Genomic DNA, 21,671 nt, shown 5'->3' on the forward strand with positions numbered 1-21,671 from the left:
GGCTCGCTCCCACAAGGGCTCTTGCTCAACCGAGCAAATGATCATCAGCCCAGCTGCGGACTTCGGCGTAGGGATATTCCTCCAACGCAGCAAACCCGGGAATAGCGCGCGCCTTGAGCTTGGTGAACAACGGCACGCTGATCCCACACAAAAATCGCGTCAACCGCTCAGCCGTTGGAATCACCCCGGTGTACTGCTCATGCCTGTGGATAAAATCACCACATAGCGCCGCAAAGTTTTTATCCACAAGTGCTGGCAACTCCGGTGGTGCCGGCAACCGCGCCACTTGACCATGACACACCGAACAATGCCCACACTGCTCGGGCGCATTGTGATCACCGAAATACTCCGCCAGGCGATAACCCAGGCAGCGTTCGGTGGCGAATACCTCAAGCATGGCGTGGATGCGCGCCACTTCGGCCTGCTCATGTCGGGTGAAATATTCATGCAGCTCGGCGCTCAGGGCATCGCTGTCGAAGTCGCTGTGCAGCAGGCTGTAGACCTCGGTCATCTGCTTGCTTTCCAGCTCGACCCAACCCTTCTCCTGGAAGTAATCCAGCGCCTTCACCACTCGATTGCGCTCGGCGGAATACTGCGAATACATCGCCTCGAAATTCACCGTGGCCCAGGTGCGCGCGCGCGCCGAGGTCTGAATGATTGCGCCGACAAAATCCCTGCGCTCACCGTCGAAGCGCTCAAGCAGCGCTTCGGGTTCCAACAGGTATTTGAAACGGTATTCGGCGTAATAGGCGTAGCGCGGCGCGATCAAACCGCGCAGTTCCAGTTGCACCAGCAAGGTCTTCAGCGGCAGTGCACGTATGTTGCTTTGATCAGCCAATGGCCCGAGCAGAAACTCCCACTGCCCTTCCGGCACCGAGGCCTTTAGCTCATCGAGTACATAGCGAATGCCGTCGCGCTCCGGCGTATCGCCGTAGACGAAGTTTTCCAGCACATTGAGGCTGTCGCGATTGGCCAATACCAGACAATCCGACGGCTGCCCGTCACGCCCGGCGCGGCCGATTTCCTGACTGTAGTTTTCGATGGATTTGGGCAGGTCGAAGTGCACGACATTGCGGATGTCACTCTTGTCGATGCCCATGCCGAATGCGATGGTCGCGACGATGCAATTGGACTGCCCAGCCATAAAGCGCTTCTGGATCGCCTCGCGTTTGTCGTGGGCTAAACCGGCGTGATACGCCTCGGCCTGAATGCCGTTGCGCTCAAGGTGTTCAGCGATGTGCTCAGCAGTTTTCTGCAAGGTCACGTAGACGATGCTCGGCTGCCCCGCACGCTCGGTCATCCACTCGACCAGCCGCCGGCGCTTGTCCTGGCCACGTACCGGTTCCACCAGCAGATTGAGGTTGGGCCGGTAGAAGCCCGTGGTCACCACATCGTCAGCGGCGATAGCGAATTTGGTCTGCATGTCGGCGATGACTTTCGGCGTTGCCGTAGCGGTCAGCAGCAAGGTTTGCGGGATGTTGAACTGGCGCTGATAGTCCGGCAGCTTGAGATAATCGGGGCGGAAGTTATGGCCCCACTCCGAGATGCAATGCGCCTCGTCCACCACCAGCAGCGAGATGGGTACCTGCTGCAAAAAGTTGCGAAAGCGCTCGTTTTTCAAGCGCTCCACCGAGATCATCAAAATCTTCAATTCACCCGAGCGGGCGCGGGCCATCACGTCATTGGCATCATCGCGACTCTGCGCCGAATCGATGCTGCCAGCGGAAATACCGTGTCGCTGCAAAAAGGCCAGTTGATCCTGCATCAACGCCAGCAACGGCGAGACTACCAACGTCAGGTGCGGCAGCATCAGCGCCGGCAATTGGTAGCAAATCGACTTGCCGGAACCGGTGGGAAAAATCGCCGCTGCCGAGCGCCCGGCCAGCACCGCGCTGATCGCCGCCTCTTGCCCGGGTCGAAACTGTGGGAAACCAAAAACCTGTTCCAGGGTGTTGTGCATTCGCTGTCACTCCATTGACTGCTGCCATGCCAACAGCCTAGCGGGCGATCGCAGCGAGTCGAGAAAAGGTCGGGGCCAAATCGATTCGGAATGATACAGCGATTACTTGAACACCACGGTCCCTGTGGGAGCGAGCTTGCTCGCGAAGAGGCCACTCAGAACAACACAAAATCCTGAAGTTCAGGGACGCAACACCGCCACCCGCAACTGCTCATTCAGCATCTGCTCATGCACACCTTGGCTCTTGCTCGCCCACAGCGCATGAGCCGGGCTGATGTCCCCCGTGAACGCTGCCGCCAACTGCCGCAGGTCAGCGACGCTGCGCACACGCGGGCAGAACAGTTGTTCATCACAGCTCTGACTGGCGTTGCGATAGGTGCTCAACAACCCCTCCCAGAGGCCATCACGCACGTGGCGAATCGACTTCAATTGCACGTGGGGCACACCGAGTCGCTGCTCAAGCCCTTCCTCATCCAGTGCTTCGCTGGCCAACAGAGCTTTGGCGAACATCAACACTTCACCGCGCGCCGCCGTGTCCATGCTCGCCTGGCTGATGATTGCCTCCGGCCAATCGGTGCGATCGAGGCGATCGAGGCGATCCAGCACCCACGCATTGCCAATGTCAGAGGCCATCGCCAAACGGCAAGTGCCCAGCCCGAGCAATAAAATCGCAGCCATTCGTAGCCAGTGCATACCTAATTCCCTTTAAGCGCGTGTCAGACGTTTAGAAACGCCCTACAGATTCTGGCGCGCACGATACAGCGGTTTACCGCGAATCGCCTGACAATCACGTAGGAATTATTACGCCTAAGGGTTTTGGCCTGAAAAAGCTGCGAAAACACGTAGGGTATTTCCTCAAAACACGGAAAAACCCCTACGAATACTGTCCATTGCGGCTGTCTTGTCCCACAGAGAAACGCCCTTCTATAGTGGCCGGCGCGGCTGCAAATCCGCTGCCGGCCCGCCCCAGCGCTTCAGAACAGGACACGCCTCACCATGATCAACCGCTATCGCCCACTCAAGACCTGCTACAGCGAAAACCCGGTACTGCTTATCGACAGCCACTCCAGCCAGACTGACCTGATTAATGCCGCCGATCAACGCCTGCGCGCGGCCGGTGATTTGCTGGAAACGCTCTACTGCTTATGTTTCAAACAGGCTGATGTGAAAGATATCCCCAACATCGTTAATGCGCTTTATTTGCTGGTTCAGGATGGTTGTGACTTGCTTGAAGTGGCCAAACAAAAACCACCACAAACAACATATAACTAAAATTTGCTACAAACTCGGAAACACCAGAACTCTTTATTTATATATGAAACCCGCACTAACTTGTTCGCTCTTACAACTAAACGAGAGCAACACCATGACAGTTTTAACCATATTTTTTTGCGGCACTGGCTCCAACAAGTTCGATACCGCCCATGAAAATTTCTGGGACGGCGAACTGGTTTCAACACTGGCCGCCAATCATACCGGCCGTGAGTTCGCCGAATGGATCATCGTCGACGGACCTGGCAGCGGCAACCTGCAAGCTGACGATCTGTTCACCAAAACCAAGGAGTACGGCCTTACCGGCACACTGTTCGGTAAAGGCTGGGAGGAAAACGTGCAGCATGCCGTCAATGTTATCAAGGGCAAGTGCGACTGGCAGCGTGAGCAACTTACCGAGGCCGAATACAACCGCCTCAAAGCCGCTGGGATTCCCATTGAAGATGTAAAAGTCGAGGGTTCGTGGTTCTGGCGTAAATATAACTACGGTGATCGCAGCGTGACCCAACAAAAGTTACAGGAGCAGATCATCAAGACATTTCGCAAGGATGGCGTTATTCCCACTCAGGTCAATCTGGTGGGCTGGAGCCGAGGTGGTGTAAGTTGCCATATGCTGGCCAATGCGATGCTCAATGATCGCGAGCTGAATAATATCCCGGTGAATATATTTGCCCTTGATCCGGTACCAGGAATCGGCAACTTCCAGGATGCGCGCGTCAAACTCGGCGCCAACGTCAAAGAATATGTCGCCTTCTATGCCCGCGATGAACGCTCCAAAGGGTTCAGCTGCGTCATTCCACAAACCGCCACCGGCACTAAAACCTGCGTCTACCCGATGGCCGGTCGCCACGCGACCATGGCCGGCAACGCCACAGCTGACGGTGGCGTGCCTGCCAGCGCAAGCGACCTGAAAACCCTGGTGGAACCTGGCCGCATCGTTCGCCACCTCGCCGAAACCTGCCTCAAACGCTGGGGCGTACAACTGAACAAAACCCTGAATCTGAGCGAAACAGATCTGCTGCGCCTGACGGGCGCCATCGTCGCCGACGAAGCGCGCTACAAGCAGATGCACAGCGTTTCTTACACCTACTTCACCGAACTGGATAAAGGCGAACGCTACGTGTCTCTGGGCAGCAAAGGCGTGCCGTTCTCGGCGGTGAAAGGCCCGATCTACGCGCCTGCGACGGGGCTGACGACCAGTGTGCTGGATGCGGCGGCATATCGGGTTATTGGTTGAGGCGGAGCGGCGACCGATAGGTTTTTAACCAAAAAGGAAATAGAACGATGAACAGTACGAGCGATGAATCGGAACAGGCTAGCGACGAGGAAACCTACGAGGCATGGGTCATCAGGCAGGTCCAAGCCAGCATTGATGATCCTCGGCCAAGCATTTCCGATGAAGTAAGCAGGAAACTGATGGCAGATAAACGCGCTCGTTTAAGACGTCTGAAGGATTGTCAGCAATGACCTATTGAATCTACGTCCTGTTCCTACAAGGACAGACTCCTTGTCTTCTATCGCCGTCGTGTAGCTCGTCTCTATAGTCGTGACTGTCGCTGCCAAATCAGCGGCTCGGGCTTGGTCACCCGATGGGATACACAAACACGTCCGTTGTATGCTGCCGGCACTTCAAATGTCTGCACGCTTAATGGTGGCTGTGTTTGGGACGCCTTCAAGCGTGCCGGACTTGTGTGTTCCTTCGGTTGACCAACCCGAACACAGTCCACCTCCCATCGCTTGGTCACGATGGGGGTGAGTTCATTCAGGATATTTGGAGAACACACTATGAAATCATGGAATCAATTCACCACCGATCGCTACCGCCCACTCGAATCAAACCTCACCGACACCAAGCCCCTGATCATCGACACAACGGCCAATCCACAAGACATCCTCGAATGCGCCGTCCAGCGCCTGCGCGCCTCCGCCGATCTGCTTCGCACCCTCTACTGCCTCAGCTTCAAACAAGCCGACGTCGAAGACATCCCCCACATCACCCACGCCCTCTATCTGCTGACGCAGGATGGCTGTGACCTGCTGCAAGTCGCACAGCAGCAGATGCTCAACTGGAAGGCTCCAGCCTGAAATCGAGTGATCGTATCGCTCTTTTGCACTCTGTAAGAGCGATCAAAAAAACGGTAATCAACCATGGGAGCAACCATGAGCAAATTCTTTGATGAGCTGATGGAAAGCGTGCGAGAAATGGACGAAATTCTGCGTGGTGAATGTGCGCCATCGCGTATATCCAAGGCTGGCAAAATGATTCAAAAAAACCAACAGACTCTCGATGAACAGCCTCGCTTTAAGGATCGAAAATCCCGACCTATCACTCCACACGATTGCGCTACACTGGAGTCCTGCACCAAGAGGCCTATGAAATGAGCGAATTGACGTTCCAGCAGAAGCAGGCTTATTACGACAAAGTACGCCGGTCAAACTATCTGGCGAGCTTACGTCTGGAAGGTTTCGATACCAGCCGTGCCGATGCCGAGAAACCGCTTCCATCAAGGGAATCGGTCATTGAAAAATATCGTCAGACTGCACGTTAATGACGGACAAATATGGGGTCGGACAAGACCCCTATTGCTACCCTCATAGTGATGTTCTGCGTAACTTGCTCGACATCCACTCTGAAGAAGAACTGCAAAAAGCAGAGCGAGAGCTCTCGGAAATCGCGATCAGTCGATTTCGTCTTCTCCCCCCTCCTTATGATTTAAGTGTCCTGCAGCACGCCCATAAAACTCTTTTTTGCGATGTTTACGATTGGGCCGGGCAGTTGCGTACCGTTAATATCAAAAACGGATCAACATTTTTCTGCACTGCAGAGCGAATTCTTCCAGAAGCGCAAAAAATCTTTAGCGTGATGGAGCGCTCGGCGTGGTTCGCGGGAATGGGCAAACCAGAACTTGTGGTGAACATCGCTGAGGCTTATGGCGATTTGAATGTCATCCATCCTTTTCGCGAAGGTAATGGCCGAGCGCAACGCCTATTATTTGAACAAATCATTATTAACGCAGGCTTCCCAGTCGATTGGTGGCTGGTTAAAGATGACGCTTGGGTCCCAGCAAACATTGATGCTGTGTCATGTGATTATCGGGGGCTAGTGGCGATCTTTGAGCGCTGCATTGGCGAAAAGCTGGCTCTTTAAGTGGCAGTATTCTGGTAGTTAAGGCCATTTTCTGCGGGAATATTGCCAATTAGTCTTGTTTTCGCCCACAAAAAAGCCGCCTCAAAAGGCGGCTTTTTCATTCACAACAAACCAATCTTACAACTTCGGCCCTGCAGCCTTGATTGCGTCGCTCACTTCGAACTTCTTGAAGTTCTCGATGAACAGACCAGCCAATGCTTTCGCAGCCTCGTCGTACGCAGCCTTGTCAGCCCAGGTGTTGCGTGGGTTGAGCAGGTTGGTTTCAACGCCCGGTACGGCCAGTGGCACGTCGAGGTTGATGGTGTCGAGGTGTTCGGTGGCTGCACCGATCAGCGCGCCGCTCTGGATCGCTGCGATCACCGCGCGGGTGGTCGGGATGTTGAAGCGTTTGCCGACGCCGTAGCCGCCGCCGGTCCAGCCGGTGTTGACCAGGTAAACCTTGGAGCCGAAGCCGCGGATGCGCTTGATCAGTAGCTCTGCGTATTCGCCAGCCGGGCGCGGGAAGAACGGTGCGCCAAAGCAGGTGGAGAAGGTCGACTTGATGCCGCTGCCCGAACCCATTTCAGTCGAGCCCACCAGTGCGGTGTAGCCGGACAGGAAGTGGTAGGCCGCTTGTTCTTCGTTGAGGATCGACACTGGCGGCAGCACGCCGGTCAGGTCGCAGGTCAGGAAGATCACCGCGTTTGGCTCGCCGCCCAGGTTCTTCTCGGAACGCTTGGCAACGTGCTCCAGCGGGTACGCGGCGCGGCTGTTCTGGGTCAGGCTGACATCGGCGTAGTCGGCGTGCTTGGCATCGTCGATGACAACGTTTTCCAGCACTGCGCCGTGCTTGATGGCTTTCCAGATCACCGGCTCGTTCTTCTCGGAGAGGTCGATGCACTTGGCATAGCAACCGCCTTCGATGTTGAACACCACGCCTTCGCCCCAACCGTGTTCGTCGTCACCGATCAGGTAACGGCTTTCGTCGGCCGACAGGGTGGTTTTACCGGTGCCCGACAGACCGAAGAACAGGGTCACGTCGCCTTCTTCGCCGATGTTGGCAGCGCAGTGCATTGGCAGCACGTCAGCGGCCGGCAGCAGGAAGTTCTGCACGGAGAACATGGCTTTCTTCATCTCACCGGCGTAACGCATGCCAGCGATCAGCACTTTCTTCTGTGCGAAGTTGAGGATCACGCAACCGTCGGAGTTGGTGCCGTCACGCTCAGGCACGCATTCGAAGTTGGCCACGTTGAGCACTTGCCACTCTTCACGACCGGCCGGGTTGTACTGAGCCGGGTTGATGAACAGGCAACGACCGAACAGATTCTGCCAGGCAGTCTGGGTGGTCATTTTCACGGCCAGGTAGTGATCTTCCGCCGCGCCTACATGCACGTGGGACACAAAGTGCTCTTGCGCGTTGTTGAAGGCTTCTACGCGAGCCCACAGCGCGTCGAACTTGTCGGCCGGGAACTTGCGGTTGATCGGGCCCCAGGCGATAGCGGCCTGGGTGGAAGGCTCTTCAACGATGAAACGGTCAACAGGCGAACGACCGGTGCGGTGACCAGTGCGAACAACCAGAGCGCCGGTATCGGCAAGCTCGCCCTCACCGCGGTTCAGGGCTTCTTTAACCAGATCATCAACACTCAGATCGGTGTACACGGCGTTATTGGCTTGCGTCATGAGGTTCCCCGTCGGCCAGTGGCCGAGTGTGCTCCAAACGTTTTGTAGTAGAAAGTCGTGCACTACTACCGCGAAAAAAGTGGGCCGGATTATGCCAGAAAAGCCCAAAAAGAGTAGGGTCCTCCCGTCGTAACGGCGAAATTCCGTCGTTACGCAGTGAATTTACCTGCGCTGAACCGTTTTAGTGCCGGGTATCTGACGGCGTGTCGACGCCTGCGCCAGCGAACAATTGAGCAATATCGGCTGCGTCGAACAGGTACTGCTGGTTGCAGAACTGGCAATCGATCTCGACAGTGCCGCCGTTCTCTTGAACCAATTGCTGTGCATCCTCAAGACCCAGACTGACCAGCGCGTTGCCCGAACGCTCGCGTGAGCAGGTGCAACGGAAGCGCAGATTCTGCACATCGAACAGGCGCACCTGCTCCTCATGGTAGAGGCGATGCAGGACGGTTTCGTTGTCCAGGCTCAACAACTCATCGGCGGTCAGCGTGCTCGCCAGTGCCGTGAGGTGCTGCCAGCTGGCGGCGCGCTCTTCTTCGTCTTTCAGGCGATCGGCCGGCAGTTGTTGCAGCAGCATTCCGCGGGCGCGGCGGCCGTCAGCGAACAACTTGAAGCGCGTGCCGACTTGTTGCGACATGACGAAATAGTTGGTGAAGCACTCAGACAGGGTTTCGCCATCAAGATCGACGATGCCCTGGTAACGCTGGCCGATCGTCGGGTCGACGGTCAGGGTCAGGTCACCGCCCGGCATCAGGTCGGCAAGGCTCGCGTCCGGCTTGATCCGCTCAGCGTCATAACGCGCCAGACCACGGATCTCGCGCTCGCTGGAGCATTCGATCATCAGCAGCGGGATCGGCCCTTCGGAACGCGCCTGCAGAATCAGCAAGCCATCGAACTTCAGCGTGCCCACCATCAACGAGGCGGCCGCCATCAATTCGCCCAGCAATTGCGCCACCGGCTCCGGGTACGGGTGCTTGGCGAGGACCTCGGCGTAGCTGCGTTCAAGCGCAACCAGTTCGCCGCGCGTGTCGCTGTCATCGAAGATGAAACGTTGGGTGAAATCGGTATCCGCTAGCTCGGTCATAATTTTGGGTATCTGAATGTGGTGACAAAATGGTTACAAGGCGTGAAAATTTGCGCTTCTTGGCACTCTTTTTGGTGCCGACTGCTCTGCCATGGGAGGCATTTTATGAACAATCCGGGTTTGTTCCAATCTAGGTGGAACCTCGGCCGGCTGGTTCTGTGCAACGTAGTGCCACTGGCGCTACTGGCTTTCTGGTTATGGCCTACGGGCAACTCGCTGTGTGTGATTTTCGACGAGTGGCTGTTCCGCTTGCTCAATGCACCGCTGGCCAGCAACCCGATATGGCTCCACATCTGGGCAATTGCAAGTCTGCGTCCGTTCGACATCGTTGTCGGTCTGATCTTGCTGACGCTGCTGATCAAGGGCGACTGGGTCTTCAAGGCAATTGATGTGCGTCGTGCGTTCTTCGGTTTTTTCTCGATCCTGCTATTGATGGTGGTGATTCGCGCACTGTTTTCCAAATTCGCCGACCACATGGACTGGCAGCACAGCAGCCCGTCGATGGTGCTGGAAGGCGCGGTGCATATCAGCGATTACTTCCCGCACATGGAGAAGACCTGGGAGCTGAAGGATCGCTCGAGCCAGAGCTTTCCCGGTGACCATGCTTCGGTGCTGCTGATCTGGGCGTTGTTCATGGGCGTGTTCAGCCGCACGGTTGGCCAGTTTGTGGCGATCTGGGGTCTGGCGCTGTTGTTCATGCTGCCGCGTCTGGTGGCCGGTGCGCATTGGGGTCAGGACGATTACATCGGCGGTATGCTGCTGGCGGTGTGGGCGTTGGGCTGGGGTTACTACACACCGTTTGCTTATCACGTCTCGAATTTCTGGCTGAAGGTGACTTCGCCGATTTTCAATCTGCTGAGCAAGTTGCCGCTGGTTTCGCGAATGAGTGTGGTGCGTAGCGCCTGATACCGAGCTGGCTTCGGCGAGGGCTGCGCCCTCGATTCGCGAGCAGGCTCGCTCCCACAATTGATCAAGTATCCACTGGAGGAACCGGATCTACTGTGGGAGCAACCTTGCTCGCGAAGAGGCCAGCACAAGCAGCCCGGAAACGTCGCGCTTACTCGTCGTTGCTGCTACCCCGAAACTTGAACAAATCCCGCCGCTGCTTCTTGCTCGGCTTGCCGTCGGTGCTCACACCCAACGCCCCCGCCTTGCGCATTGCCGCGGCCGCTTCACGTTTGGCAATACTCGCCTCGGTCTCCGCGTACAACGTCTGCGCCTCCGGTGCGCCGCGCCGCACAATCGACAACGCCTCGACCTTCACCGTACGCACCTCGAACCCGGTACGAATCTCGAACTCATCGCCAATGCGCGGCTCTTTGCCAGGCTTGCAGCGCTCACCGCGACAATGCACCTTGCCGCTTTCGATCGCCGCTTTGGCCAAGGCACGGGTTTTGTAAAAACGCGCGGCCCATAGCCACTTGTCGAGACGAACCTTGTCGTCCTCTTCGCTTTTTTGCGCCATTTGAATTCCTCGTTCAGCCAGTAGTCGGAACTGTACTACCGTTTCTGTCGGGCGCAACAACTCGGCCCTCCAGATAGACTGTGATCTTGGCCGGTGCACCGGCATGGGGGTGCTCGAATGACTAAATTTCCCTCTTCATTGACTTCGACTCACACCGGTTGCCAGGGCTGCCAGCACAGTGAACCGTTAGGCTTCGATTTTGACTTTGCCTATCAACCCATCGTGGATCTGCGCGATCAGTCGGTTTTCGCCCATGAAGCGTTGGTCCGTGGGGTGAGCGGTGAAGGCGCATTCACTGTGTTGAATCAGGTTACAGAAGAAAACCGCTACCGCTTCGACCAGCTCTGCCGGACCCGTGCCATCAAAGGTGCGGCTGATCTTAATATGCAGACACACTTGTCGATCAACTTCATGCCCAACGCCGTCTATCGTCCAGAGCTGTGCATTCGCAGTACGCTCGAAGCGGCAAAAAAGCACTGTTTCCCGCTCGACCGACTGATTTTTGAAACCCTGGAAAGCGAGCACGTAGATAACTATCGCCATTTGACCAATATTCTGCGTGAATACCGCGAATTCGGCTTCAAGACCGCCATCGACGATTTCGGTGCCGGTCATTCGGGGCTCAATCTGCTGGCTGATTTTCAACCGGACCTGATCAAACTCGACATGGCGCTGATCCGCGATGTCGATCAAGACCGTGTTCGTCAGGTGATCGTTCGGGGGATTGTCACAATCTGTGCGGAGTTGGACGTTACAGTCATTGCCGAAGGCATTGAGAGCGCCGGTGAACGGGATTTCCTGGCGGACTGTGGAATATTTCTGATGCAGGGCTACTGGTTCGCCAAACCTGCATTCAAAGCGTTGGCCCGGGTTTCGCCTGAGGCCTGGACGCGTTAATCGTTGGTTTTTTCTATTGAAGACATTTGACCATTTGACCGTTGTCGGTCTGCGCGAGTGGGTGGCGCTCCCGGATTTGGGAGTCGCAGGCCTGCGAGCGAAAATCGACACCGGCGCCAGCACCTCCAGCCTGCATGCCACCGACATCGAGCCGTTCGAACGCGACGGCCAGAAGTGGGTACGTTTCACCGCGCACCTGGGCACGGTGGTGCAACTGCGTCACCGCCGCTGCGAAGCGCTACTGGTGACGCGCAAAACCATCAAAAGCTCCAACGGCCATGCCCAGGAGCGCTACGTGATTAGCACCACTCTGGCCCTGGGGGATCGGGTCTGGCCGATCGAGTTCACCCTCGCCTGCCGCAAGTCCATGCGCTATCGCCTGTTGCTCGGTTCCAAAGCCCTGATCGATGGCCATCTGGTCGTCAATCCGGGCATCAAGTATGTACAAGACAAGCCGGTGTTCCCGGTATCTACCTCTTCCACAGGTGTTGCATGAAGATCGCTGTGCTGTCGCGGAACCCGCGTCTGTATTCCACCCGCCGTCTGGTCGAAGCCGGAACCGAGCGCGGGCATGAAATGGTAGTGATCGACACCTTGCGCGCCTACATGAACATCGCCAGCCACAAGCCGCAGATCCACTATCGCGGCAAACCGCTGGAGGGTTTCGACGCGGTGATTCCGCGGATCGGTGCGTCGGTGACGTTTTATGGCTGCGCGGTGTTGCGTCAGTTCGAAATGATGGGGGTGTTCCCGCTCAACGAATCGGTGGCCATCGCCCGTTCACGGGACAAGTTGCGTTCGCTGCAACTGCTGTCGCGGCGCGGCATCGGTCTGCCGGTGACCGGTTTTGCTCACTCGCCGGATGACATTCCCGACCTGATCGACATGGTCAACGGCGCGCCACTGGTGATCAAGGTGCTGGAAGGCACGCAGGGCATCGGTGTGGTGTTGTGCGAAACCGCGACCGCCGCCGAATCGGTGATCGAGGCGTTCATGGGCCTGAAGCAGAACATCATGGTTCAGGAGTACATCAAGGAAGCGGGCGGTGCGGATATTCGCTGCTTCGTGGTCGGTGACAAGGTCATCGCAGCGATGAAGCGTCAGGCCAAGCCGGGCGAGTTCCGCTCCAACCTGCATCGTGGCGGCAGCGCCAGCCTGATCAAGATCACCCCGGAAGAGCGCATGACCGCATTGCGCGCGGCCAAGGTCATGGGCCTGGCGGTGGCGGGTGTGGATATCCTGCGTTCCAATCACGGGCCGCTGGTGATGGAAGTGAACTCGTCGCCGGGGCTGGAAGGGATCGAGACCACTACCGGCAAGAATGTGGCGGGGATCATCATTGAACATCTTGAGAAGAATGGCGGGCCGAATATGACCCGGACCAAAGGCAAGGGCTAGAGCGAAGAGCTAGAGCTAAGAGCAAGAGCCCCTCATCGGAACGCCGCCCGCCTAACCCTCTCCCGAAGGGAGAGGGGACTGATTGGGGGATATTGAAGAACTACGCCGACCTGATCCTGCTGTGCCGAATCCACAATCGCCCCAGTCTTTCAGGTCGATGTATAACGCCAGACACCTCGGTCAGCTCCCTCTCCCTCGGGGAGAGGGCTGGGCGGGCGGCGTTCCGATGAGGGGTTTTTGATCTACACAGCATCTCGCGGCAGCATCAATCCCAACGGCAACCTCACCCGCGCTTCCAGTCCACCCCCGGACCGATTGCGCAGCTCAACATTGCCGCCATGCATCGAAGCAATCCGCTTCACAATCGCCAACCCCAAGCCGGTGCCCTTACCGCCCCGGGCACGATCGCCTCGCGTAAACGGGTTGAAAATCGCTTCAAGTTCCGAAGGATCAATCCCCGCGCCTCGGTCCATCACGCTCAGCACCACATACGGCGCACTGACGTCACCGGACACATAAGCGGCTACCTCAACGCTGCCACCGGCATGGTTCAAGGCGTTGCCGATCAGGTTGTTGAGCAAACGCTTCATCGAGACCCGACGCAGCGGGAACGGCTGAATCGGCTCCAGACGCAAACGCACTTTCTCTTCATTCTGGTTGTATGGCGCCGCCACCTCGCGCACCAGATCAGTCAGATCCACCTCTTCCACCGACTCGTCACGACCATCGCGAATAAACGCGAGAAACTGGTCGAGAATCGCATCCATGTCTTCGATGTCCCGGACCATGTCGTCCGTCAGGTCATTTCGGTCGCCCATCAATTCCAGCGACAGCCGCAAGCGGGTCAACGGTGTGCGCAAGTCGTGGGACACGCCGGCCAACATCAATTCACGCTCGCGACCGGCCTGTTCGACGTCTTCCGCCATCTGGTTGAAAGCGCGATAGACCTCGGTCATCTCGCTCGGTGTATCGCTGATCGGCAGCCGCACGCTACGACCCTGACCAAGCTGCCGGGCGGCATACACCAGACGTTTCAACGGCTGGTTGAGCTGACTGACGAAAATCCATGCAGAGGCTGTCGAGAGCAAGCCGATGGCGAGGAACCAGCCGAGCACGTTCCAGATTTTCTGGCCACGCAACGGGTGCGGATACAACGGCACCTTCAACCAGCCATCACCGAGGCTCGGCGCGCGCACCCACAACGCTGGCGGCGAGTGCATGCGCAAACGCACTTCAGTGTCGGCGCCCAACTCCGCCTGCATTTGTCGCTGATAGATTTCGCTGTACGGCCAGTGCTGTTCGCCTTCCGGCACACCGGCGCCGACCACCCGGATCAGGGTCGCCGCATCAGCAATCTTTGCGCGGTTCTCTTCATCCGCAGCCCAATAGGCACGCAGCGTCAGGGCGACGCCATGGCTGTATTGGCGATCCACCAGCACGTCCTCGTTCATCAATAGATAAACCAGGGTCAGCGCCTTGGAAAACAGCACGACGATGAGCACCAGCCAAAGGGTGCGGGAGAAAAAACTTTGGGGGAACCAGACAGGGGTTTTCATCTATAACCGCTACACACTTGCAGGAGCGAGCAATGCTCGCATATTGCGGATTGCGAGTCTGCGGGCATGGCCGTTCGACCAAAACCTGCAGACCCGCTCCTACAAATCGCCGATCACTTGGTGGCGGCGCCATCCGGTACGAACACGTAGCCCACACCCCAGACAGTCTGGATATAGCGCGGCTTCGATGCATCAGGCTCGATCATGCGGCGCAGACGGGAAATCTGCACGTCGATGGAACGCTCGAGGGCATCCCACTCGCGGCCACGGGCCAGGTTCATCAGTTTGTCGCGGGTCAGCGGCTGACGCGCGTTCATCACCAGGGCCTTGAGTACCGCAAACTCACCGGTGGTGAGCATGTGCACTTCGTCGCCGCGTTTTAGTTCGCGGGTGGCCAGCGACAACACGTAATCACCGAAGGTGACGTTTTCGTCTTCGCTGCCCGGCGCGCCCGGTACTGGTGCGGCCTGACGACGCAGAACAGCTTTGACCCGCGCCATCAGCTCGTCCGGGTTGAACGGCTTGGCCAGATAATCGTCGGCGCCCAGTTCCAGACCCTTGATACGGCTCATCTCATCGCCCTTGGCGGTGAGCATGATGATCGGGATCTGGTTGTTCGCGGCCCGCAGACGCCGGCACGCGGTCAGACCGTCTTCACCGGGCAGCATCAGGTCGAGGACGACCAGATTGAAAACTTCACGCGACAGCAGACGATCCATCTGCTCGGTGTTCGGTACGGTACGGGCGCGATAGCCCTTGCTGACGAAAAAACGTTCCAGCAGGCTGCTTAAGCCCGGATCGTCGTCAACGATGAGAATTTTTTCGCCTTCAGCAGTTTGTGCAGTGCTGCTCATTGGATGCTCCTTTTAGCTCGGCGCGCATTATGGCGTAGCTGCCGTTATACGCACCGTGTGCATTGTTAGCAGATTTTTCCTTCACTGCCAGAAAACCGGGGTTTATGCCTACAGACTGCGACGCCCCCGAATGACAGAACGCTGGTTATAATGCGCGGCGTTTTGTGCCAGGCAACGTCTGAATCGTTACCGCAGGTGGCAGGCTTTTTTTCCTGCCGCGCGCAGTAATTGTTCGATTTCACGGGTCAATGGGCTGCCTTTTGACCCAGGCAGCGGCAATTTTCTAGCCGCTCAACCAGACTCCGGGCCTTTATTTCCGTGCCTGCGAGCCTGATTTCACAATATGTCAGGTGGTTTTATGGACAGCATCAACAGCCGCATTGCCGAGGAACTCGGCGTACGCCCACAACAGGTCGAAGCGGCCGTCGCGCTACTCGATGAAGGCTCTACCGTTCCCTTCATCGCCCGTTACCGGAAAGAAGTCACCGGCAGCCTCGATGACACCCAGTTGCGTCATCTGGAAGAGCGCCTGCGCTACCTGCGAGAACTCGACGAACGGCGCATCAGCATCCTCGCCAGCATCGAAGAGCAAGGCAAACTCACTCCTGCCCTCGAGCGCGACATCAAACTCGCCGACACCAAGACTCGCCTCGAAGACTTGTACCTGCCGTACAAGCAGAAGCGCCGTACCAAGGGCCAGATCGCCCTGGAAGCCGGCCTCGGCGACTTGGCCGATGGCCTGTTCAACGACCCCAACCTGACCCCGGAAACCGAAGCCGCACGCTTCGTCGATGCCGAAAAAGGCGTGGCCGACGTGAAGGCTGCGCTCGAAGGCGCCAAATACATCCTCATGGAACGCTTCGCAGAAGACGCCAGCCTGCTGGAGAAACTGCGTAACTACCTGAAACAGGAAGCGACCCTCAGTGCCCGCGTCATCGCTGGCAAGGAAGAGGAAGGCGCCAAGTTCCGCGATTACTTCGAACACGACGAACCGCTGAAAAGCATGCCGTCGCACCGTGCGCTCGCCATTTTCCGTGGCCGCAACGAAGGCATCCTCAGCTCCGCGCTGAAAGTCGGCGACGAACTGCCGGGCACCATGCACCCGTGCGAGGGCATGATCGGCCAGCAATTCAACATCCAGAATCAGAACCGCCCGGCCGACAAATGGCTCGGCGAAGTGGTGCGCTGGACCTGGAAGGTCAAGCTCTACACCCACCTGGAAACCGACCTGCTCGGCGAGCTGCGTGACGGCGCCGAAACCGAAGCGATCAACGTCTTCGCCCACAACCTGCACGACTTGCTGCTGGCCGCGCCGGCCGGCCCGCGCGCAACCCTGGGCCTCGACCCGGGTTTGCGTACCGGCTGCAAAGTCGCAGTGGTCGATTCGACCGGAAAACTGCTCGATCACGCCACGGTCTACCCGCACGTGCCGCACAACAAGTGGGATCAGACCATCGCCATTCTGGCCGCCCTGTGCGCCAAGCATTCGGTTGACCTGATCGCCATCGGCAACGGCACCGCCAGCCGCGAGACCGACAAACTGGCGATCGAGCTGATCAAAAAATATCCAGCGATGAAAATGACCAAGGTCATGGTTTCCGAGGCCGGTGCATCGGTGTACTCGGCGTCGGAACTGGCGGCCAAGGAATTCCCGGACCTTGACGTGTCGATCCGTGGCGCGGTGTCCATCGCCCGTCGTCTGCAGGATCCGCTGGCCGAGCTGGTGAAAATCGATCCGAAATCCATAGGTGTCGGCCAGTACCAGCACGACGTTTCGCAGTTGAAACTGGCGCGTGGTCTGGACGCTGTGGTCGAGGACTGCGTGAACGCCGTTGGCGTTGATGTGAACACTGCTTCGGTGGCGCTGTTGGCGCGGATCTCCGGCCTCAACGCGACGCTGGCGCAAAACATCGTCACGCACCGCGACGAACACGGTGCGTTCAAAACCCGCGCAGCGCTGAAGAAAGTCGCGCGTCTGGGCGAAAAAACCTTCGAACAGGCGGCCGGTTTCTTGCGCGTGATGAACGGCGACAACCCGCTGGACTCGTCGGCGGTGCACCCGGAAGCCTACCCGCTAGTGCAGCGCATTGCCGCTGAAACCGACCGCGACATTCGCTCGCTGATTGGCGATGCCGCGTTCCTCAAGCGTCTGGATCCGAAGAAATTCACCGACGAAACCTTCGGCCTGCCGACCGTGACCGACATCCTGCAAGAGCTGGAAAAACCCGGCCGCGACCCGCGTCCGGAGTTCAAGACTGCCGAGTTCCAGGAAGGCGTTGAAGACCTCAAAGACCTGCAACTGGGGATGATCCTCGAAGGCGTCGTCACCAACGTGACCGCATTCGGTGCCTTCGTCGACATCGGCGTGCATCAGGACGGTCTGGTGCACATCTCGGCGCTGTCGGAGAAATTCATCAAGGATCCGCGTGAAGCGGTGAAGGCCGGCGACGTGGTGAAAGTGAAGGTCATGGAAGTCGACATCCCGCGCAAACGCGTTGGCCTGTCGATGCGCATGGGCGACACCCCGGGCGAGAAAATCGACGGCGCCCGTGGCTCGCGTCCGGGCTCAGCGCAACGCCAGCCTTCGAACAACGCACCACGCAAGGAAACCGCGACCGCAGCGCCAGTGAACAATGCGATGGCCTCGCTGTTCGCCAATGCCAAGCAGTTGAAGAAACGCTGATGGAGATTCCGGCCGGGCTCGTCGAGAGCGCGTTTTTCAAGCTGTTGGGCTGCCGCCTGCACAGCCTGGAAACCGGGGTGGCGCAAGTCGCCCTGGTGCTGGAACCGGAACTGCGCAATCGCGGCGGCAAATTACACGGTGGCGCGCTGTTCAGTCTGGTCGATATCGCCATGGGGCTGGCCTGTTCCAGCACTCATGGCTTCGATCAGCAGAGCGCGACCATCGAGTGCAAGATCAACTATATCCGCGCCGTTTCCGACGGTGAGGTCATGTGCACGGCGCGGGTGATTCACCCGGGCCGACGTACTTTGGTGGTCGAAGCCGACGTGATGCAGGGCGACAAACTGGTCGCAAAAGCGCAAGGCACGTTCGCTGTCCTGTAGCTACCGGTCATCATTTTGAGTTAATTTCGGCGCAACGAACCTTGTGGGAGCGAGCTTGCTCGCGAAGGCGGTGTGTCAGGCAACCGAAATGTTGGCTGATAAACCCTCTTCGCGAGCAAGCTCGCTCCCACAGGGATTGTGCAGTTCTTGACTGACCGGCAAATGGCCTGCCGCTATAAAACCAGGCGAAAACGCCAGTTTCAACTTCACCCTTGTAGACCGTCTTGCCCACCCCCATATTGGGGCGACTGACGCGTGAAGGAATCCAAATTGAGCGAACTTCTCAACCGCCGCCTGGCTCTGCTCGGCGAGCGCGCTAACCTCTCTCTGCTCGAGCAGTGCCTGCACGGTATCGAACGTGAATGCCTGCGCGTGACCAGCGAAGGTCGCCTGGCGCAAACGCCGCACCCCGAAGCCTTGGGTTCCGCGCTGACCAACGAACAAATCACCACCGACTACTCCGAGTCGCTGCTGGAATTCATCACGCCCGCCCTGCCCGACCCGGCTGATACCTTGGCGAGCCTGGACAAGATTCACCGTTTTGCCTACAGCAAACTCGGCAACGAGTACCTGTGGAGTCCATCGATGCCGTGCCCGTTGCCGGCCGAGGAAGACATCCCGATAGCCTACTACGGCACCTCCAACATCGGTCAGCTCAAGTACGTCTACCGCAAGGGCCTGGCCCTGCGGTACGGCAAGACCATGCAGTGCATCGCCGGGATTCACTACAATTTCTCCCTGCCGGAAAAGCTCTGGCCACTGCTGCGCGAAACCGAAGGTTTTGTCGGCACGGATCGCGATTTCCAGTCGACGTCCTATATCGCGCTGATCCGTAATTTCCGCCGCTATAGCTGGTTGCTGATGTACCTGTTCGGTGCCTCGCCGGCGCTGGATGCAGGCTTCCTGCGCGGTCGGTCGCATCAGTTGGAACAACTTGATCCGGACACGCTGTATCTGCCCTACGCGACCAGCCTGCGCATGAGCGACCTCGGTTATCAGAGCAACGCCCAGGCCGGCCTGACGCCGTGCTACAACGATCTGGCAAGCTACACCGACAGTCTGCGCAAAGCCGTGGCCACGCCGTACGCGCCGTACGTTGAAGTCGGCACGCACCAGGATGGCGAGTGGGTGCAGCTCAACACCAACATCCTGCAGATCGAAAACGAGTACTACTCCAACATCCGCCCGAAACGCGTGACCTACACCGGCGAGCGGCCGATTCAGGCGCTGGTGGCCCGTGGCATTCAGTACGTTGAAGTGCGTTGCCTGGACATCAACCCGTTCCTGCCGATGGGCATCGACCTCACCGAGTCGCGCTTCCTCGATGCGTTCCTGCTGTTCTGCGCGCTGAGCGACAGCCCGTTGCTGACCAACACCTCGTGCGGCAACGCCACCTCGAACTTCCTCAGCGTGGTCAAGGAAGGTCGTCGTCCAGGCCTGCAATTGCAGCGTGACGGTGAACCGGTCGAGATGAAGACCTGGGCGGCCGAACTGCTGGAGCAGATCGCTCCACTGGCGGCGTTGCTGGATCAGAGCCATGGCGGCGATGCCCATAGCAAGGCGCTGGACGCGCAACTGGCCAAGGTCAGCGATCCGTCCCTGACACCTTCGGCGCAAGTGCTGGCGGCGATGGCAGAGCACAAGGAAAGCTTTGCGCAGTTCTCGTTGCGTCAGAGTCAGGCGCATGCGGAGTTCTTCCGTAGCGAGCCGTTGGTGGCGGATGAGCAGGCGAAGTTTGAGGAGTTGGCGCGTACTTCTCTGGCAGCGCAGGCTGAGCTGGAGCAGAACGAAGTCGGTGATTTCGACGTATTCGTCGGGTCGTATCAGGCAAGCATTCTCGCAATCAGCAACTAAAAGCCCCTCACCCTAGCCCTCTCCCGGAGGGAGAGGGGACTGACCGCGGTGTTGATACGAAGTACGCCGACTTGAAATATCCAGCCGAAATCAGGCCTTGAAAAGCACAGAGATCGGCCCCCTTTCCCCCTCGCCCCCTTGGGGGCGGTCCGACGTTTCGGGAGGGCTGGGGTGAGGGGGCAAAGATTTAACGTCGAGCGCAAGATCCGAAATATCCACAATTCTGATCGTTCCCACGCTCCGCGTGGTAACGCCTCAAGGGACGCTCTGCGTCCAGGTGACGCGGAGCGTCACCGGCTGCATTCCCACGCAGAGCGTGGGAACGATCTATCCGAAATATTCACAATCCCCCCGCGCCTTAGATTTTTCCGCTCATAAGCTCATTCTAAAAAGTTATTTATTTACCGATTCTTAGATCATTTAGTCTCCTTTCACGCCGACGCTCGGTCGCCTGATATGGAGCTGTTCAATGAAACTGAATTTCCCGCTTCGCTTGCTCGCCGTAGCCTCCCTGGCTGCCGCGAGTTTTCTGGCCCAGGCCGCCGACCTTACCGTCGCCTACCAAACCACCGTTGACCCGGCGAAAGTCGCCCAGGCCGACGGCGCCTACGAAAAAGCCACCAAAGCCGACATCGCCTGGCGCAAGTTCGACAACGGCGCCGACATCATCGCCGCCATCGCCTCCGGTGACGTGCAGATCGGCTATCTCGGTTCGAGCCCGCTGACCGCCGCGATCACGCGCAAAGTCCCGGTCGAAACTTTCCTCATCGCCACGCAGATCGGCGCCGCTGAAGCACTGGTCGCGCGCGACGGTTCCGGCATCAAGACGCCACAGGATCTGATCGGCAAGAAAATCGCCGTGCCATTCGTATCGACCGGTCACTACAGCCTGCTCGCCGCGCTGAAGCACTGGAACATCGACCCGTCGAAGGTCACCGTGCTCAACCTCGCCCCGCCAGCGATCATTGCCGCGTGGAAACGCGGTGACATCGATGCCACCTACGTGTGGGATCCGGCACTCGGCGTGGCCAAGGAAAACGGCAAAGTGCTGATCACCTCCGGCGAACTGGCCAAGTTTGGCGCGCCGACCTTCGATGCGTGGATCGTGCGCAAAGACTTCGCCGAGAAGCACCCGGAAATCGTCACCGCGTTCGCCAAGGTCACCCTCGACGCCTACGCCGACTACCGCAAAGACCCGAAAGCCTGGCTCGCCGATCAGTCCAACGTCGACAAACTGGTGAAACTCTCAGGCGCCAAGGCCAGCGACATTCCGCTGTTGCTGCAAGGCAACGTCTACCCGCTGGCGGCGGACCAAGTCGTCAGCCTCGGCGCGCCGACCACCAAAGCCATCACTGACACCGCCGCGTTCCTCAAGGAGCAAGGCAAGGTCGAAGCGGTTCTGCCGGACTACGCGCCATACGTCAGCGCCAAATACATCACCAACTGATCGGGAGTTAA

Annotated in this window: 22 protein-coding genes; 15 read left to right on the forward strand and 7 right to left on the reverse strand. The window is 58.2% G+C overall.

Annotated elements, in window-relative coordinates:
• Nucleotides 1-25: 25 nt before the first annotated feature.
• Together AC1DVF_RS25060 and AC1DVF_RS25065 are read right to left on the reverse strand one after the other, a co-directional pair.
• Nucleotides 26-1,960, reverse strand: coding sequence for a RecQ family ATP-dependent DNA helicase (locus tag AC1DVF_RS25060; RefSeq protein ID WP_477783315.1), 1,935 nt, complete (start codon nt 1,958-1,960; stop codon nt 26-28).
• Nucleotides 1,961-2,140: 180 nt separating this feature from the next.
• The gene (locus AC1DVF_RS25065) at nt 2,141-2,653 is read right to left on the reverse strand and encodes a polysaccharide deacetylase (RefSeq protein WP_460097568.1); all 513 of its coding nucleotides are present in this window, start codon (nt 2,651-2,653) and stop codon (nt 2,141-2,143) included.
• A gap of 303 nt (nt 2,654-2,956) precedes the next feature.
• Between AC1DVF_RS25065 and AC1DVF_RS25070 the strand changes: the two genes are divergently transcribed.
• The 7 genes from AC1DVF_RS25070 (at nt 2,957) to AC1DVF_RS25100 (ending at nt 6,380) form a co-directional block, all read left to right on the forward strand.
• Entirely contained in the window at nt 2,957-3,232 is a 276-nt protein-coding gene (locus AC1DVF_RS25070; RefSeq protein WP_007917948.1) for a hypothetical protein, read from the forward strand.
• 94 nt (nt 3,233-3,326) lie between these two features.
• On the forward strand, nt 3,327-4,469 hold the full coding sequence (locus AC1DVF_RS25075; RefSeq protein ID WP_257356792.1) for a hypothetical protein: 1,143 nt from the start codon (nt 3,327-3,329) through the stop codon (nt 4,467-4,469).
• 47 nt (nt 4,470-4,516) lie between these two features.
• Entirely contained in the window at nt 4,517-4,699 is a 183-nt protein-coding gene (locus tag AC1DVF_RS25080) for an antitoxin PaaA2 family protein (RefSeq protein ID WP_257356791.1), read from the forward strand.
• Nucleotides 4,700-5,017: 318 nt separating this feature from the next.
• Nucleotides 5,018-5,317: a hypothetical protein gene (locus AC1DVF_RS25085; RefSeq protein WP_257356789.1), complete on the forward strand. Its 300-nt coding sequence runs from the start codon at nt 5,018-5,020 to the stop codon at nt 5,315-5,317.
• Between the two features lie 75 nt (nt 5,318-5,392).
• On the forward strand, nt 5,393-5,614 hold the full coding sequence (locus AC1DVF_RS25090) for a hypothetical protein (protein WP_249122189.1): 222 nt from the start codon (nt 5,393-5,395) through the stop codon (nt 5,612-5,614).
• Nucleotides 5,611-5,781 (forward strand): YhfG family protein, encoded by a 171-nt coding sequence (locus AC1DVF_RS25095; protein ID WP_007917944.1) that lies wholly within the window; start codon nt 5,611-5,613, stop codon nt 5,779-5,781. The genes AC1DVF_RS25090 and AC1DVF_RS25095 overlap by 4 nt, the downstream gene beginning before the upstream one ends.
• Nucleotides 5,781-6,380, forward strand: coding sequence for a Fic/DOC family protein (locus AC1DVF_RS25100; RefSeq protein ID WP_477783316.1), 600 nt, complete (start codon nt 5,781-5,783; stop codon nt 6,378-6,380). Before AC1DVF_RS25095 ends, AC1DVF_RS25100 begins: the two co-directional genes overlap by 1 nt.
• A gap of 117 nt (nt 6,381-6,497) precedes the next feature.
• Here the strand turns inward: AC1DVF_RS25100 and AC1DVF_RS25105 are convergent, their stop codons facing one another.
• A complete protein-coding gene (locus tag AC1DVF_RS25105; RefSeq protein ID WP_025110978.1) occupies nt 6,498-8,039 on the reverse strand; it encodes a phosphoenolpyruvate carboxykinase in 1,542 nt (513 codons plus the stop codon).
• Between the two features lie 181 nt (nt 8,040-8,220).
• Nucleotides 8,221-9,123, reverse strand: coding sequence for an Hsp33 family molecular chaperone HslO (gene hslO / locus AC1DVF_RS25110; RefSeq protein WP_477783317.1), 903 nt, complete (start codon nt 9,121-9,123; stop codon nt 8,221-8,223).
• A 105-nt stretch (nt 9,124-9,228) separates the two neighbouring features.
• On the opposite strand from hslO, the gene AC1DVF_RS25115 reads away from it, so the two are divergent.
• Entirely contained in the window at nt 9,229-10,029 is an 801-nt protein-coding gene (locus AC1DVF_RS25115; protein WP_477783318.1) for a phosphatase PAP2 family protein, read from the forward strand.
• 151 nt (nt 10,030-10,180) lie between these two features.
• On the opposite strand, the gene AC1DVF_RS25120 is transcribed toward AC1DVF_RS25115, so the two are convergent.
• Nucleotides 10,181-10,588, reverse strand: a complete 408-nt coding sequence (locus AC1DVF_RS25120) for an RNA-binding S4 domain-containing protein (protein WP_007917939.1) — start codon at nt 10,586-10,588, stop codon at nt 10,181-10,183.
• Between the two features lie 117 nt (nt 10,589-10,705).
• Here AC1DVF_RS25120 and rimA point away from each other — a divergent pair, with 117 nt between their 5' ends.
• The 3 genes from rimA to rimK are packed head-to-tail and all read left to right on the forward strand — an operon-like array spanning nt 10,706 to nt 12,883.
• Nucleotides 10,706-11,485, forward strand: a complete 780-nt coding sequence (gene rimA, locus AC1DVF_RS25125; protein WP_093429982.1) for a S6 modification regulatory phosphodiesterase RimA — start codon at nt 10,706-10,708, stop codon at nt 11,483-11,485.
• A gap of 16 nt (nt 11,486-11,501) precedes the next feature.
• A complete protein-coding gene (rimB, locus tag AC1DVF_RS25130; protein WP_456107225.1) occupies nt 11,502-11,981 on the forward strand; it encodes a retropepsin-like aspartic endopeptidase RimB in 480 nt (159 codons plus the stop codon).
• A complete protein-coding gene (gene rimK, locus AC1DVF_RS25135) occupies nt 11,978-12,883 on the forward strand; it encodes a 30S ribosomal protein S6--L-glutamate ligase (protein WP_007949201.1) in 906 nt (301 codons plus the stop codon). The genes rimB and rimK overlap by 4 nt, the downstream gene beginning before the upstream one ends.
• A gap of 242 nt (nt 12,884-13,125) precedes the next feature.
• Here the strand turns inward: rimK and AC1DVF_RS25140 are convergent, their stop codons facing one another.
• Complete coding sequence (locus AC1DVF_RS25140; RefSeq protein ID WP_016986270.1) at nt 13,126-14,439, reverse strand: ATP-binding protein; 1,314 nt, start codon at nt 14,437-14,439, stop codon at nt 13,126-13,128.
• 113 nt (nt 14,440-14,552) lie between these two features.
• A complete protein-coding gene (gene ompR / locus AC1DVF_RS25145) occupies nt 14,553-15,293 on the reverse strand; it encodes an osmolarity response regulator transcription factor OmpR (RefSeq protein ID WP_095123420.1) in 741 nt (246 codons plus the stop codon).
• A 358-nt stretch (nt 15,294-15,651) separates the two neighbouring features.
• Between ompR and AC1DVF_RS25150 the strand changes: the two genes are divergently transcribed.
• The 4 genes from AC1DVF_RS25150 (at nt 15,652) to tauA (ending at nt 21,660) form a co-directional block, all read left to right on the forward strand.
• A complete protein-coding gene (locus AC1DVF_RS25150) occupies nt 15,652-17,976 on the forward strand; it encodes a Tex family protein (protein ID WP_116256376.1) in 2,325 nt (774 codons plus the stop codon).
• Nucleotides 17,976-18,359, forward strand: a complete 384-nt coding sequence (locus tag AC1DVF_RS25155; RefSeq protein ID WP_053116527.1) for a PaaI family thioesterase — start codon at nt 17,976-17,978, stop codon at nt 18,357-18,359. Before AC1DVF_RS25150 ends, AC1DVF_RS25155 begins: the two co-directional genes overlap by 1 nt.
• Nucleotides 18,360-18,629: 270 nt before the next feature.
• Nucleotides 18,630-20,213, forward strand: a complete 1,584-nt coding sequence (gene gshA / locus AC1DVF_RS25160; RefSeq protein ID WP_460130537.1) for a glutamate--cysteine ligase — start codon at nt 18,630-18,632, stop codon at nt 20,211-20,213.
• 469 nt (nt 20,214-20,682) lie between these two features.
• Nucleotides 20,683-21,660, forward strand: coding sequence for a taurine ABC transporter substrate-binding protein (gene tauA / locus AC1DVF_RS25165; protein ID WP_460130535.1), 978 nt, complete (start codon nt 20,683-20,685; stop codon nt 21,658-21,660).
• Nucleotides 21,661-21,671: the final 11 nt, after the last annotated feature.

Source organism: Pseudomonas sp. P4_D7 (assembly GCF_056401755.1).